Source organism: Flavonifractor sp. AGMB03687, from assembly GCF_017811815.1.
GTDB lineage: Bacteria > Bacillota > Clostridia > Oscillospirales > Oscillospiraceae > Flavonifractor.
On record NZ_JADKZI010000002.1, the window covers coordinates 119,435 to 133,144 of the forward strand.

The following is a 13,710-nucleotide window of genomic DNA, read 5'->3' on the forward strand; positions in this document are numbered from 1 at the left end:
ACCGACCTGCCCCGCGAAATTTTGCAGGGCGGGTATAATTCCCGCCGCCCCGTGGGAAAATCATAGTGACCGCGTTACATAGGCCTCCGGTCGTGTGACGCTGGTGACTATTTTCCGGCGGAGTGTGAGCTTTTGTGGATAACAGCGTAAAACGCGGAGACATTTTTTATGCCGATCTGAGCCCCGTGGTGGGCAGCGAGCAGGGGGGCGTGCGGCCGGTACTCATCGTGCAGAACGACACCGGCAACCGGCACAGCCCCACAGTGATCGCGGCGGCCATCACGTCCCAGACCGGCAAGGCCCGTCTGCCCACCCACATCGAGCTCTCAGCCAACACCTACGGCCTCCCCAAGGAGTCGGTGGTGCTGCTGGAACAGATCCGGACGCTGGACAAAAGGCGGCTGAGAGAGCATATGGGTCGGCTGGATGAAACGCAGATGCAGCGTGTGGATAACGCCATCGCGGTCAGCTTTGGCCTGCACACAGGAACCATGGTTTGAACACAAGAGGGGAGTCGCCCGACGGGCGGCTCCCCGTCAGACAGGAGGTACATATGAAACAGAAGAAGTGGCCGGTCCGACTGATTTCCGGCGGTCTGATGACGCTTGCTCTGGTAGGGGTGGCGGTGGCCGCCGGACAACAGGGCAGCAAGAACGACCCCCTGGTCACCCTCAGCTACCTGAATGATCAGGCCCTCCCCGCCATTTTGGAGCAGGTGGACGACAAGGTGGCGGACAAGCAGACCGAGCTGGAGAAAAAGCTGGACGCGGTGGTGGATGGCTATGTGAAGGAAGTGGAGAGCAAGCTGAGCGGCTCCTCCGGTTCCTCTTCCTCCGGCGGCGTGTTCCAGATCGTCAACCTGAAGGCGGGGCAGACGGTGGTGGGCACCGCGGCCTGCGAGTTTTTGCTCCGTTCCGGCTCGGCGGTGTGCGTCTCTGACTCCGCCCCCGGCCTTATCGACACCACGGCGGGTTCCACCCTGTCCGGCGGAAGCGCCCTGACGGCCAACCACCTCTATCTGGCTACCATCGACGGCCGGGGGGTGAAGGCCTCCACCGACGTCACCATCATGGTGCGGGGCGGCTATACCATTAAATAATAAGAAAGACAAAAAACGTGGACGGCATTGCCGTCCACGTTTTTTCTTTACATCAGAGTTGGGATGATCTGGGCCAGTGCCGCCGCCAGCTTGGCGTGGCTCTCCCGGGTCAGATGCATAAAATCAATGGAGTTGCAGGAGAGCCCCAGGGTGTTGGCGTCCAGAAAGGCGCAGCTGTTTCGCCGGGCCACTTCCTGATATTCCGCCGCCAGCTGACGGGTCTTTTCCACGCAGCCGGGCCCCATCTCGTCGGCTACCGGGGAGGTATAGACGCCCTCCTCGATGGCTTTGGGAGCGACGATGAGGATGTTGGGCCGGCCGTCCGGCCCCCAGCAGTCCACGCTTTGGGCGGCCTGAATCAGCCGCTCCATCCCCCGGCCGATGGAATAGGCGTTGGCGCTCAGCCGGGACTTGGTGTCGTTGGTGCCCAGCATGATGACCAGCAGACTCACCGGCTTGTGGGTCTTGAGGCAGGGCCGCAGGTAGGGAAGGGCGGACAGCCATTCCTCCACCGGGTCGTCAAAGACGGTGGTTCGACCGGATAATCCTTCCTCAATCACCAGATAGGGCTCCCCCAGGGCCTTTTGGAGCAGACAGGTCCAGCGCTCCTCCTCGTTGAAGCGGAACTGAGAGCCGTCGGCGCAGTCTGCCGGATCAGGGCAGTAGCCGTGGGTGTTGGAGTCCCCTAAACAGACGATATGACGGCGCACTTACTTGATCTCGGGCAGGGAAGCGGCAGCCACGGACTGGCCCACGCGGCGGGCCTTCTCGTCGGGCATGGTGGGATTGATCTTGTCGGCGATCTCGGGATACTCGTCGGCCAGCACCTTCAGGCAGGTCTCCAGCAGCAGGTCGCCGCCCTTGCCGGACATGACGCGGCCCAGCAGCAGCACGTGCTTGAAGCCGTAGAAGTGATGATAGAGAGCCAGAGAGTGGGCCAGGTACACGCCGATGGAGCGGTACACCGCGGCGGCGGCAGGATTGCCCTCCTCCATGGCCTTCTGGACAACCTTCAGCTTCTCGGCGGGGGAGAGGCTCTCGTCCAGCTGGATGCCGGCGCGGGGGGCCAGCTTGATGACGCCGTCCTGGGAGAAGTACTTCACACCGCAGCCGATGTCGCCGGACCACTCGTCCTCCATGGCGTCGGGATTGACGTCCACAGGAGCGAAGGCCAGCTCGTTGAGCCAGCCGGTGATGTTGCCGCTCTGGTCCACGAAGCCCACGGCTTCGCTGGTGCCCATGGCGATGCCCAGGATGTTGTTCTCCTCCAGGCTCATGGCGCCGGCCAGGGCGGACACATCGCCGTCGTTGGCCACCACGTAGGGCACATCGCCGAAGGTGTCCTTGATGGCGCGGATATAGATGTCCTTCACCTTGGCGTCAAAGTCCTCCTTGGGGACCTTCAGGAACAGGGAGGCCACCATGGTACGGTTCTCAATGTAGATACCGGCGGAGGACACGCCCACCGCGTCCACCCGGGGCATATGGGCGGCAGCGGACTTGAGGGCGGACACGATGCCCTCATAGTGGTAGTCGGGATCGGCAGTGGTCTTGGGGAACCACACCACCTCTTCAGAGAAGACGGGCTCGCCGTCGATGACGGCGGACACCTTGCGGTCGGAGCCGCCGGCGTCGAAGCCGATGCGGCAGCCGCCCAGGTGGCGGCCCACGGCCTGGGGATTGCTCTTCTCAGCGGGCACCTGGTCGCAGTACACCACCTCGAAGGGCTTCTCGTATACGTTGGACATGAAGTCGGCGTCGAAGGAACGGGCGCCGCCCACACAGTAGGTGGCCTTCATGGCCTCAAAGATGTCCTTGTCGCCGCTGATGTACACCTTGAAGCCGCCCATGTACCACAGCATGGTCTTGATGAGACGGTCCACATAGTAGCGGTCGGCCTCGGCCATGTCGGGAGTGCCGTGGATAAAGGTCTTATAAACGGCAACCTCGCCGCCGGCCCGCTCCACAGCCAGGTCCAGAGGCTTCTTGGCGTCCTTCAGAAAGGAAGTGCAGAATTTGCCCAGGGGGAGAAAGCCGGGGTCCAGCTCCGGTACGTTTTTGACAGGGACTTCGATACCCAGATGTTTCATGAGACGTCCTCCTTCATATGTCGGAACAAACAGACTGTTATATGTATAGGCTACCAGCTTTTTTAAATCTGTCAAGCATATTTTCGGGATTCTGAAAATTATTTTCTTTCAGGGCTTGACTGGGGATGTACCGACGGGTATGATGGAACCAATGGGGGACCTCTCCCAACATTGGAAAGGTGGGAATTGCAACTATGGATATCACTGCACGTCTGCAGGACCATCAGAAATGGATCAAGGAAGAGCTGGAACGGAGCGTCAACTTCTGGCTGAAGAACGGTATGGACCCGGTCAACGGGGGCGTTTATACCTGCCTGGACCGGGAGGGTAAGATCTTCTCCACCGACAAGAGCGTGTGGATGCAGGGCCGCTGCGCCTGGATGTTTGCCTACCTGTGCCACACCTACGGGGTGAAGGACGAGTGGCTGGCCGCCAGCAAGAGCTGCCTGGACTTCATGGAGCGCTGCTGCATCAACCGCGAGGCGGGCAACCGCATGTACTTCACCGTCACCGGCGACGGCAAGCCCCTGCGTCAGCGCCGCTACTGCTTCTCCGAAGGGTTCTACGCCATTGCCAACGCGGAATATTATGGTGTGACTGGGGACAAGGAGTGCCTGGAGCGCGCCCGCGCCGCCTATGACCTGATCTGGAACCTGAACCAGGGCCTCATCAAGGATCCCACCGGCATGGGCCCCAAGACCATTCCCGAGACCCGCACTGGCCGCGCCCTGGCCAACCCCATGATCTACCTGAACATCACCTCTGTGCTGCGCCGGGTGGATCCTGAGAAGACCGAGCTGTACAACCAGCGGGCCGCTCAGTGCGTGGACGAGATCTTCCGCTATCACTATAAGCCCGAGCTGGGCTGCACCCTGGAGAGCGTGGGCCCCAACGGCGAGTTCCGGGGCGACGTCACCGAGGGCCGCGTGGTCAACCCCGGCCACGACATCGAGTGCTCCTGGTTCCTCATGGAGGACGCCAACCTGCGGGACGACAAGGAGCAGCACGCAACTGCCGTGAAGATCTTCGACCAGGCCATCAACGCCGGCTGGGACAAGGAGTACGGCGGACTGCTCTACTTTATCGACTGCCTGGGCCGTCCCCCCGAGGCTTATGAGCACGACATGAAGCTGTGGTGGCCCCATGATGAGATCCTCATCGCCTCTATGATGATCTACCGCGACACCGGCGACGAGAAGTACTTGGAGTGGTTCGAGAAGACTCTGGACTACTGCAAGAAGTACTTCTCCGATCCTGAGTTCGGCGACTGGTACGGCTACCTGCGCCGGGACGGCAAGCCCACCGAGCCTCCCTGCAAGGGCTCCACCTTCAAGGGCCCCTTCCACCTGCCCCGTATGCTCATCATGTGCGATCAGATGATCGGCCAGATCCTGGAGCGGAATTGAGAGGGCGGCTATGCCGTTAGTAAATGTATTTGAACGGATCAACAGCGAGTACTACCAGCTGACCAGCGCGGAGAAAAAGGTGGCCGACTACGCGGTCATCCACCAGCAGCAGACCCAGTTCATGTCCATCTCCGAACTGGCGGAGGAGGCGGGGGTGGCCGAGGCCACCATCTCCCGCTTCTGCAAGCGGCTGGGCTATAAGGGGTACAGCGCCTTCAAGCTGGCCATCGCCAACGCCACCGCGGGGCGGATGGACCGGGGCGACCCCGACGCCTGCCCGCCGGAGGAGGACAGCGTGGAGGGGGTGTGCAGCGCGGCCTACCGGGCCGACAGCGAGGCCCTGACCCAGACCATGGACCTGATCCAGCCCGACACGGTGCGCCGGGCGGCGGATATGATCGTCTCCGCCGGCCGGGTGCTCTGCATGGGCCAGGGCGGCTCCATGATCATGGCCCAGGAGTGCGCCCACCTGTTCACGACCATCCAGTGCAACTTTACCGCCGTGGTGGACTCCCATCTCCAGGCCATCGCCGCCTCCCAGCTCACGCCGAAGGACCTGGTGATCTATTTCTCCTACTCCGGCTCCACCAAGGAGCTCATCAACAACGTGCGCATCATCCGGGACCGGCGGGCCAGGCTCATCCTGATCACCCGCTTCCCCAAGTCGCCCGGCGCGGCGTATGCCGACGTGGTGCTCCAGTGCGGCTCCCGGGAGGGCCCCCTGCAGGGGGGGTCCGTGCCCGCCCGGATCGCCCAGCTCTACCTGCTGGACGTCCTCTTCCATGAGGTGTGCCGCCGGGACCGGGAGGGGAACCTGGCCCGGCAGGAGATGGTGGCGGAGGTGCTCTCCGGCAAGCACATCTGACCGCCGGCCGCGGGGGCGTGAAAAAAATTTGCAAGATTTCCGCGAAAAGAAAAAAATTGCAATTCTCTATTGACAAATCACACGGTGAACTGTACAATCTATACAACGGGTTACCGCTGTGTAATCACGAAAATTATCGAAAATGAGGAGGACAAATGATGAAGAAGAAACGTATTCTTGCGCTCCTGCTGGCCGCCTCCATGTCTCTGAGCCTGGCCGCCTGCGGCGGCGGCGACAAGCCCAGCGACACCCCCGCCGGCGGCACTGAGACTCCCGGTGGTTCCACCGCGGCTCAGACCGAGATCACCTGGTGGGCGTTCCCCACCTTCGGCGTGGACAGCGGCTATGAGCAGGAAGTTGCCAATGCCTTTATGGCGGCCAACCCCGACGTGAAGGTGAACATCGAGACCATCGACTTCACCGCCGGCCCCGACAAGCTGACCGCTGCGATCAGCGCCGGTACCGCTCCCGACGTTCTGTTTGACGCCCCCGGCCGTATCATTGAGTACGGCAACGCCGGCTACCTGGTCTCTCTGGACGACATGATGGAAGCCCTCAAGGGCGACCTGGCCAACGAGAACCTGGTGGAGACCTGCGTGGGCGCCGACGGCACCGCGTACATGTATCCCATCTCCTCCTCCCCCTTCTACATGGGCCTGAACAAGGAGGCTCTGGAGAAGGCTGACGCTCTGCAGTATGTCAACCTGGAGGGTGACCGCGCCTGGACCACCGAGAACTTCGTGAAGATGTGCGAGGCTCTGTCTGCTGCCGGCGCCACCACCGTGCCCGGCATCGTCTACTGCGGCGGCCAGGGCGGCGACCAGGGCACCCGTGCTCTCGTCAACAACCTGTTCAGCTCCTCCATCGTGGGCGAGGACGGCAAGTGGAACATCGACGCCAACGGCGTGAAGGCTCTGGAGCAGCTGAAGGCGATGTACGACTCCGGCGCTCTGGACGCCGGCTTCGACATGGCCGCTGCCGACGAGCTGCAGAAGTTCCAGCAGGAGACTGCCGCCATGACCTTCTGCTGGGGCACCTCCAACGCCAAGAGCTACGCCAGCGAGGACTTCACCCAGATCTCCGTGCCCTTCCCCTCTGACGACGGCAAGCCCGAGCTGGAGTACCTGGTCAACGGCTTCTGCGTGTTCAACAACAAGGACGACGCCAAGATCGACGCTGCCAAGCGCCTGGTCGCCTTCATCTGCGACGACGCCGAGTGGGGCCCCAAGAGCGTGAAGCAGAGCGGCGCCTTCCCCGTGCGCACCTCTTTCGGCAACCTCTACGAGGGTGACAAGGAGATGAGCCTGCTGGCTTCCTGGATCGGCTACTACGGTCCTTACTACAACACCCGCGCCGGTTTCGCTACCATGCGTACCGAGTGGTGGAACATGCTGCAGCGCGTGTTCCAGGAGGGTGATGTTCAGGCTCAGGTGGATATCTTCAACACCAACGCCAACGCCTAAAAACAGTTTGCTCCCTCCCTCTGCCTAAGCGGGGGGAGGGAGCGTCTTCTTGCAAGGAATTTTCCATGGAACGGAGAGAAGATTGTATGGGAAAGACAAAAGGTTCAAAGCGAAGCCTTGTCCTCCAGCGCAGGGAAACGGTGGTCTCCTATCTGTTTCTCCTGCCTGCGCTGTTCTTCTTTGTGGGCTTCGTGATCACGCCCATGGTAATGGGCATCCTGACGAGCTTTACAGACGCAAGTCTGGCAAACGGCAACCAGGGGACCTTTATCGGCCTGGGCAACTATGCCCGGCTGTTCAAGGACCCCGTGTTCTGGAAGTCCGCCTGGAATACGGTTGTCATCGTGGTAGTGGCGGTCCCCACGGTCACCGCCTTCTCCCTGTGGGTGGGCTCCGCCATCTATAAGATGCGCTCCGGCGCCAGATCCTTCTTCCGCTGTGTGTTCTACCTGCCTGTGGTCACCGGCTCGGTGGCCGTGGTGGTGGTGTGGAAGTGGATGTTCGACAAGTACGACGGACTGTTCAACTACATCATCAACGCCTTCGGCGGCAAGGGCCTGGCCTGGACCGGCGACGCGAAGCTGGCCCTGTGGTGTATCATTCTGATCCTGTTCACCACCTCCATCGGCCAGCCCATCGTGCTCTATGTGGCCGCGCTGGGCAACGTGGACCAGTCTCTGGTGGAGGCGGCCCAGGTGGACGGCGCCACCAAGCTCCAGGTGTTCTGGAAGATCAAGTGGCCCCAGATCATGCCCACCACCCTGTACGTGGCGGTCATCACCACCATCAATTCCTTCCAGTGCTTCGCCCTGATCCAGCTGCTCACCTCCGGCGGTCCAAACTACAGTACAAGTACGATCATGTACTATCTGTATGAGATCGCCTTCCGCACCACCAAGGAATTCGGTTACGCCGACGCCATGGGTGTTATCCTGGCCATCGTTATCGCCTTGTTCAGCGCGCTGCAGTTCAAGGTGATGAACGGCGGCACCACAGAGTAAGGGGGAGGAAACAATGGCTGATAAGAAAAAAAGGGTAACCCCTTATGCGGTGGTATGCATCGTGCTGCTGATCGCCCTCGCCATCTTCTTCATCTTCCCGCTGTACTGGATCGTGACCGGATCTGTGAAGGAGAAGAGCGACATCATCATCAAGGCCGGGGAGGCCATTAAGTGGTTCCCCACCACCATCTCCTGGGATAACTTTGCCCGTCTGTTCAAGACGCAGACAGACTTCATCGTCAAAATGCCGCTGGCCATCCGCTGGCTGTTCAACAGCGTGTTCATTTCCGTGATCTCCATGCTGCTGACTTGTATCACCGCTTCGCTGGCGGGCTATGCCCTGGCCAAAAAGCGCTTCTGGGGCCGGAACTTCATTTTCTCCCTGTTTGTGTGCGCCATGGCCCTGCCCAAGCAGGTCATCCTGGTGCCCCTGCTCTCCGAGATGAACGTCCTCGGCATGACCCAGACCACCTGGGGCTCCCTGTTTGCGGTCATTTTCCCCATCGTGGGCTGGCCCTTCGGCGTGTTCATGATGAAGCAGTTCTCCGAGAGCATCCCCAACGAGATCCTGGAGGCGGCCCGCATCGACGGCGCCGGTGAGCTGCGCACCTTCTTTAACGTGGCGTTCCCGCTGATCAAGCCCGGCTTCGGCGCGCTGGCCATCTTCACCTTCGTCAACTCCTGGAACGAGTACCCTCTCCAGCTGGTCATGCTGACCAGCAGCGAGGCCAAGACCATCGCCCTGGGTATCGCCGGCCTGCAGTCGGAGATGTCCAACGACTTCGGCCTCATCATGGCCGGCGCCGCGCTGGCCGCCGTCCCCATCATCATCGTGTTCCTCTGCTTCCAGAAGTACTTCACCCAGGGCATCACCATGGGCGCGGTCAAGGGCTGATCTGTCCCCTCAGCTGTATTTGTGAATCGTCAATTTTCGTGAATTGAGAGAAGGAATATAAACATGAGCGATTTGAAAAAGTACCAGGGCGTGATCCCTGCATTCTACGCCTGCTATGACGAGAAGGGGGAGATCTCCCCCGAGGGCGTGCGGGCGCTGACCCGCTACCTCATCGGCAAGGGCGTCAACGGCCTGTATGTGGGCGGCTCCTCCGGCGAGTGCATCTACCAGAGCGTGGCCGAGCGCAAGGTGGTGCTGGAGAACGTGATGACTGAGGCCAAGGGCAAGGTGGTCGTCATCGCCCACGTGGCCTGCAACAACACCGCCGACAGCATGGAGCTGGCCGCCCACGCCGAGAGCCTGGGCGTGGACGCCATCGCCGCCATCCCCCCCATCTACTTCCACCTGCCTGAGTACGGCATCGCCGGCTACTGGAACGACATCTCCTCCGCCGCGCCCAACACCGACTTCATCATCTACAACATCCCCCAGCTGGCCGGCGTGGCCCTGACCCCCTCTCTGCTGGCGGAGATGCAGAAGAACCCCAAGGTTATCGGTGTGAAGAACTCCTCCATGCCTGTTCAGGACATCCAGATGTGGAAGGACGCCGGTGTCATCGTGTTCAACGGTCCCGACGAGCAGTATGTGTCCGGTCTGGCCATGGGCGCCTGCGCCGGCATCGGCGGCACCTATGCCGTCATGCCCGAACTCTTCCTGAAGGTGTATGAGCACTTCCAGAAGGGTGAGATGGAGCCCGCCCGTCAGATCCAGAACGACATCTGCCGCATCATCTATAAGATGTGCTCCGCTCACGGCAACCTGTACGCCGTGATGAAGGCCATCCTGGCCAAGAACGGTGTGAACTGCGGTTCCGTCCGTAAGCCCATGCCCGGCCTGATCGACAGCGACGCCGCCGTGGTGGACGAGGCCTATGCCATGATCACCGACGCCATCGCCAAGTACTGCTGATTCCATCTCAATATTCGGGGCGGGCATCCGCCCGCCCCATCCTTGAAATGAAAGGCTAGGAGAAAGGTCATTATGCGTATTTATCAGTCTGAAGACTACCAGGCCATGAGCCGCCGGGCGGCCAACATCATCTCCGCCCAGGTCATCTACAAGCCCGACTGCGTGCTGGGTCTCGCCACCGGCGGCACCCCCGTGGGTACTTACAAGCAGCTGGTGGAGTGGTACAAGAAGGGCGATCTGTCCTTCGCCGAGGTCCGTTCCGTCAACCTGGACGAGTATCTGGGCCTGTCTCCCCATCATGAGCAGAGCTACCGCTACTTCATGCAGGACAATCTGTTCAACCACATCGACATCAAGCCCGAGAACACCCACGTGCTCAACGGTCTGGCCAAGAATCCCGAGGCCGAGTGCGCTGCCTACAACAAGCTGATCCAGGATCTGGGCGGCATTGATCTGCAGCTGCTGGGCATGGGCCACAACGGCCACATCGCCTTCAACGAGCCCGGTGACGACTTCGGCCTGGAGACCCACCTGGTGGATCTGACCGAGAGCACCATCGAGGCCAACAAGCGCTTCTTTGAGAGCCGCGACGAGGTGCCCCGTCACGCTCTGAGCATGGGCATCAAGAACATCATGAATGCCCGCCGCATCCTCATCATTGTCAGCGGCGAGGAGAAGGCCGACATCGTGAAGGAGGCCTTCAGCGGCCCCGTCACCAAGGAAGTGCCCGCCTCTGTGCTGCAGCTCCATCCCGACGTGACCCTGGTGGGCGATAAGGCTGCCCTCCATAAGCTGGTGGAAGCAGGTGTTCCCGTATGCGGATAACCGGCGGACAGGTATTTGATCTGCAGGAGGGCTTTGTCCAGCGCGACGTGTGCTTTGATGGCCGCCTGCTGTCCAACTCCAGCGCCGACGGCAAGACCTATGACGCCAGCGGCTGCTATGTGATTCCCGGCCTGACTGACGTCCACTTCCACGGCTGCAAGGGCCACGACTTTTCCGACGCCGATCCCGAGGGCCTGGAGATCATGGCTCAGTATGAGCTGTCCCGGGGCGTGACTCAGATCTGCCCCGCCGGCATGACCCTGCTGGAGGAGCAGCTCACCAAGGTGTGCCAGGTGGCCGCCGCCCACAAGGAGGCCGACAAACCCGGCGCCGCCCTGTGCGGCATCAACCTGGAAGGCCCCTTCCTCTCCATGGCCAAGAAGGGCGCCCAGAACGGCGACTGGCTCCACGCCCCTGACGTGGATATGCTCCGCCGCCTCATCGCCGCTTCTCACGGCCTGGTGAAGCTGGTGTCCCTGGCTCCCGAGGAGCCCGGCGCTATGAAGTTCATTGAGGAGATGGAGAGCGAGGTCACCATCTCCCTGGCTCATACCACCGCCGACTATGACACCGCTATGGAGGCCTTCCGGCTGGGCGCCCGTCAGGTGACCCACCTGTTCAACGCCATGCCTGCCTTTACCCACCGGGCTCCCGGTGTGGTGGGCGCGGCTCTGGATACTCCGCTGTGCAACGTGGAGCTTATCTGCGACGGCGTCCATATCCACCCCGCTGTGGTGCGGGCGGTCTTCAAGATGTTCGGCGCTAAGCGGGTCATCCTGATCTCCGACACCATGCGTGCCGCCGGTATGCCCGACGGCGACTACACCCTGGGCGGCCAGGCCGTCAAGGTAAAGGGCAAGTACGCCACCCTGGAGGACGGCACTCTGGCCGGCTCTGTCACCGACCTGATGAGCTGCATGAAGACTGCCGTGTCCTTCGGTATCCCGCTGGCAGACGCCGTCCGCGCCGCCGCCGTCAATCCGGCCAAGGCCATCGGTATCTTCAGCCGGGTGGGCAGCCTGGAACCCGGCAAGCGGGCCAACGTAGTGATCCTGGACGAGAACCTGGAACTCAAAGATGTATTCTTCCGCGGCGAACAGGTCCGCGGCTGAATAGAGCGCACCCCCAAATACAGGCCTTCCGGTCCTACTCCATTCTCATAGGCCGGAAGAGTCGAAAAAAAGGAGGAAAATCCGCCGGACCGGCGGTGCGGCAGTGTGGAGACCTGTCGTAACGTTCCGGGAGTTTCGCTCTCCCGGAGCAAGAGGGTATTTGCGGAGGCATTGCCCTTACGGTCCATGCATATGGCAACTGTGGTTCTGAAAGGCATCAAGAAGATCTATGACAACAAGGTGACCGCTGTTCACGACTTCAACCTGGAGATCGCGGACAAGGAGTTTATCGTTCTGGTCGGTCCTTCCGGCTGCGGTAAGTCCACCACCCTGCGGATGGTGGCCGGCCTGGAGGACATCTCCGAGGGCGATCTGCTCATCGGCGGCAAGCGGATGAACGACGTGGAGCCCAAGGATCGTGATATCGCCATGGTGTTCCAGAGCTACGCGCTCTATCCCCACATGACGGTCTATGAGAACATGGCCTTTGCTCTGAAGCTGCGCAAGGTGCCCAAGGAGGAGATCGACAAGAAGGTGCGGGAGGCTGCCGCCATCCTGGACATCACCCAGTACCTGGATCGTAAGCCCAAGGCTCTGTCCGGCGGCCAGCGGCAGCGTGTGGCCATCGGCCGCGCCATCGTCCGTGATCCTCAGGTGTTCCTGATGGATGAGCCTCTGTCCAACCTGGACGCCAAGCTGCGTAACCAGATGCGCGCCGAGATCATCAAGCTGCGTCAGCGCATCAACACCACCTTCATCTACGTGACCCACGACCAGACCGAGGCTATGACCCTGGGCGATCGTATCGTCATCATGAAGGACGGCTTCATTCAGCAGATCGGCACTCCTCAGGAGGTGTTCGACCGTCCCGCCAACCTGTTCGTGGCTGGCTTCATCGGCTCTCCCCAGATGAACTTCTTCGACGGCAAGCTGATGAAGAAGGACGGCAAGTATCAGATCGCTGTGGCTGACGCCGTGGTGGAGCTGGCCGACAAGGCTCAGAAGATCCTGAATGAGAAGGGCACCGGCGATATGGACGTGGTCGTGGGCATCCGTCCCGAGCACATCTCCTTCGCCTCTGTGGCTGGTCCTCACACCGTGGCCAGCAAGGTGGACGTGTCCGAGATGATGGGCAGCGAGGTCTACCTGCATGTGACCGCCGCCGGCAAGGACGTGGTGCTGCGCATCCCCACCACCGAGCTGCCTGAGGAGCATCGCGCCGGTATTCCTTACGGCACCGAGATCAACTTCACCTTCCGTCCCGAGCTCATTCACCTGTTTGATCCCCAGACCGAGAAGAACCTGCTGTATTGATTGTTCCAGCAGTCCAAAAGGCCCCTGCCGCATCAGCGGCAGGGGCCTTTTTTACGTCTGCAGGGTCCGGACAGGGGAGGGAGGCATAGACTGTAGGGGAGCGGCGGAGCACCGGAAGGAAGGGCGTGAAGCAGTCAATGTCGCGGAATGATCACGAGTCATACAGGTACTATAACAGCGACCCGATGGGCAGGGTGTGCAGGCCGGTCTGCATCTGCCCGGGTTCTACTGGTCCTACGGGGCCAACAGGCCCGACCGGTCCTACCGGTCCCACGGGCATGGCCGGTCCGACTGGAGCAGCGGGAGCCCCGGGCATGACCGGCCCTACAGGACCCACCGGTGCGGTAGGCCCTGCCGGAGCCAACGGTGTGGCCGGTCCTACCGGCCCCACAGGGGCAACAGGTCCCACCGGCCCAGCAGGTGGAGGCAGCACCACCGGGCCTACCGGACCTACCGGTCCCACAGGCGCCATCGGGCCAACCGGACCTGCGGGAGAGGCGGGAGCCGCTGGAGTGACCGGGCCAGTCGGCCCGACAGGCGCCACAGGGCCTGCTGGAGCAGCTGGCCCCACGGGTCCTGCAGGAGCAGCCGGAGCGACGGGGCCCACAGGCGCAACCGGCCCCATAGGACCAACCGGACCAAGCGGGGGAGAGGGCCCCACCGGGCCCACC

At 61.7% G+C, this 13,710-nt stretch carries 13 protein-coding genes; 11 read left to right on the plus strand and 2 right to left on the minus strand.

Annotated elements, in window-relative coordinates; all coding sequences use genetic code 11:
- The first annotated feature begins 134 nt into the window (after nt 1–134).
- Nucleotides 135–500 carry a type II toxin-antitoxin system PemK/MazF family toxin gene (locus J9789_RS03860; protein ID WP_209342561.1) on the plus strand — a complete coding sequence of 122 codons (366 nt, stop codon included), beginning with the start codon at nt 135–137 and terminating at the stop codon, nt 498–500.
- A 53-nt stretch (nt 501–553) separates the two neighbouring features.
- Nucleotides 554–1,099 (plus strand): hypothetical protein, encoded by a 546-nt coding sequence (locus tag J9789_RS03865; protein WP_209342567.1) that lies wholly within the window; start codon nt 554–556, stop codon nt 1,097–1,099.
- A 47-nt stretch (nt 1,100–1,146) separates the two neighbouring features.
- On the opposite strand, the gene J9789_RS03870 is transcribed toward J9789_RS03865, so the two are convergent.
- Nucleotides 1,147–1,809, minus strand: coding sequence for a GDSL-type esterase/lipase family protein (locus J9789_RS03870; protein ID WP_209342569.1), 663 nt, complete (start codon nt 1,807–1,809; stop codon nt 1,147–1,149).
- Nucleotides 1,810–3,189, minus strand: coding sequence for an ROK family protein (locus J9789_RS03875; protein WP_209342571.1), 1,380 nt, complete (start codon nt 3,187–3,189; stop codon nt 1,810–1,812).
- 194 nt (nt 3,190–3,383) lie between these two features.
- On the opposite strand from J9789_RS03875, the gene J9789_RS03880 reads away from it, so the two are divergent.
- The 9 genes from J9789_RS03880 (at nt 3,384) to ugpC (ending at nt 13,039) form a co-directional block, all read left to right on the plus strand.
- The gene (locus tag J9789_RS03880) at nt 3,384–4,595 is read left to right on the plus strand and encodes an AGE family epimerase/isomerase (protein WP_209342572.1); all 1,212 of its coding nucleotides are present in this window, start codon (nt 3,384–3,386) and stop codon (nt 4,593–4,595) included.
- 10 nt (nt 4,596–4,605) lie between these two features.
- Nucleotides 4,606–5,460, plus strand: coding sequence for a MurR/RpiR family transcriptional regulator (locus J9789_RS03885; protein ID WP_209342573.1), 855 nt, complete (start codon nt 4,606–4,608; stop codon nt 5,458–5,460).
- A 158-nt stretch (nt 5,461–5,618) separates the two neighbouring features.
- Nucleotides 5,619–6,923, plus strand: a complete 1,305-nt coding sequence (locus tag J9789_RS03890; protein ID WP_209342574.1) for an ABC transporter substrate-binding protein — start codon at nt 5,619–5,621, stop codon at nt 6,921–6,923.
- An 86-nt stretch (nt 6,924–7,009) separates the two neighbouring features.
- Nucleotides 7,010–7,924: a sugar ABC transporter permease gene (locus tag J9789_RS03895; protein WP_209342576.1), complete on the plus strand. Its 915-nt coding sequence runs from the start codon at nt 7,010–7,012 to the stop codon at nt 7,922–7,924.
- Nucleotides 7,925–7,937: 13 nt separating this feature from the next.
- Complete coding sequence (locus J9789_RS03900) at nt 7,938–8,819, plus strand: carbohydrate ABC transporter permease (protein ID WP_209342579.1); 882 nt, start codon at nt 7,938–7,940, stop codon at nt 8,817–8,819.
- Between the two features lie 63 nt (nt 8,820–8,882).
- The gene (locus tag J9789_RS03905) at nt 8,883–9,788 is read left to right on the plus strand and encodes a dihydrodipicolinate synthase family protein (RefSeq protein ID WP_209342581.1); all 906 of its coding nucleotides are present in this window, start codon (nt 8,883–8,885) and stop codon (nt 9,786–9,788) included.
- Nucleotides 9,789–9,860: 72 nt separating this feature from the next.
- Nucleotides 9,861–10,613, plus strand: a complete 753-nt coding sequence (gene nagB, locus J9789_RS03910; RefSeq protein WP_209342583.1) for a glucosamine-6-phosphate deaminase — start codon at nt 9,861–9,863, stop codon at nt 10,611–10,613.
- A complete protein-coding gene (gene nagA / locus J9789_RS03915; protein WP_209342589.1) occupies nt 10,604–11,725 on the plus strand; it encodes an N-acetylglucosamine-6-phosphate deacetylase in 1,122 nt (373 codons plus the stop codon). The genes nagB and nagA overlap by 10 nt, the downstream gene beginning before the upstream one ends.
- 192 nt (nt 11,726–11,917) lie before the next feature.
- The gene (gene ugpC, locus J9789_RS03920) at nt 11,918–13,039 is read left to right on the plus strand and encodes a sn-glycerol-3-phosphate ABC transporter ATP-binding protein UgpC (protein ID WP_209342591.1); all 1,122 of its coding nucleotides are present in this window, start codon (nt 11,918–11,920) and stop codon (nt 13,037–13,039) included.
- The last annotated feature ends 671 nt before the right edge of the window (nt 13,040–13,710 follow it).

Coding starts and splice junctions, on each gene's coding strand:
- J9789_RS03880 (WP_209342572.1), top strand. CDS start 3,384: ATGGATATCACTGCACGTCTGCAGGACCATCAGAAATGGATCAAGGAA.
- ugpC (WP_209342591.1), top strand. CDS start 11,918: ATGGCAACTGTGGTTCTGAAAGGCATCAAGAAGATCTATGACAACAAG.
- J9789_RS03895 (WP_209342576.1), top strand. CDS start 7,010: ATGGGAAAGACAAAAGGTTCAAAGCGAAGCCTTGTCCTCCAGCGCAGG.
- J9789_RS03865 (WP_209342567.1), top strand. CDS start 554: ATGAAACAGAAGAAGTGGCCGGTCCGACTGATTTCCGGCGGTCTGATG.
- nagB (WP_209342583.1), top strand. CDS start 9,861: ATGCGTATTTATCAGTCTGAAGACTACCAGGCCATGAGCCGCCGGGCG.
- J9789_RS03890 (WP_209342574.1), top strand. CDS start 5,619: ATGAAGAAGAAACGTATTCTTGCGCTCCTGCTGGCCGCCTCCATGTCT.
- J9789_RS03885 (WP_209342573.1), top strand. CDS start 4,606: ATGCCGTTAGTAAATGTATTTGAACGGATCAACAGCGAGTACTACCAG.
- nagA (WP_209342589.1), top strand. CDS start 10,604: ATGCGGATAACCGGCGGACAGGTATTTGATCTGCAGGAGGGCTTTGTC.
- J9789_RS03905 (WP_209342581.1), top strand. CDS start 8,883: ATGAGCGATTTGAAAAAGTACCAGGGCGTGATCCCTGCATTCTACGCC.
- J9789_RS03900 (WP_209342579.1), top strand. CDS start 7,938: ATGGCTGATAAGAAAAAAAGGGTAACCCCTTATGCGGTGGTATGCATC.
- J9789_RS03875 (WP_209342571.1), bottom strand. CDS start 3,189: ATGAAACATCTGGGTATCGAAGTCCCTGTCAAAAACGTACCGGAGCTG.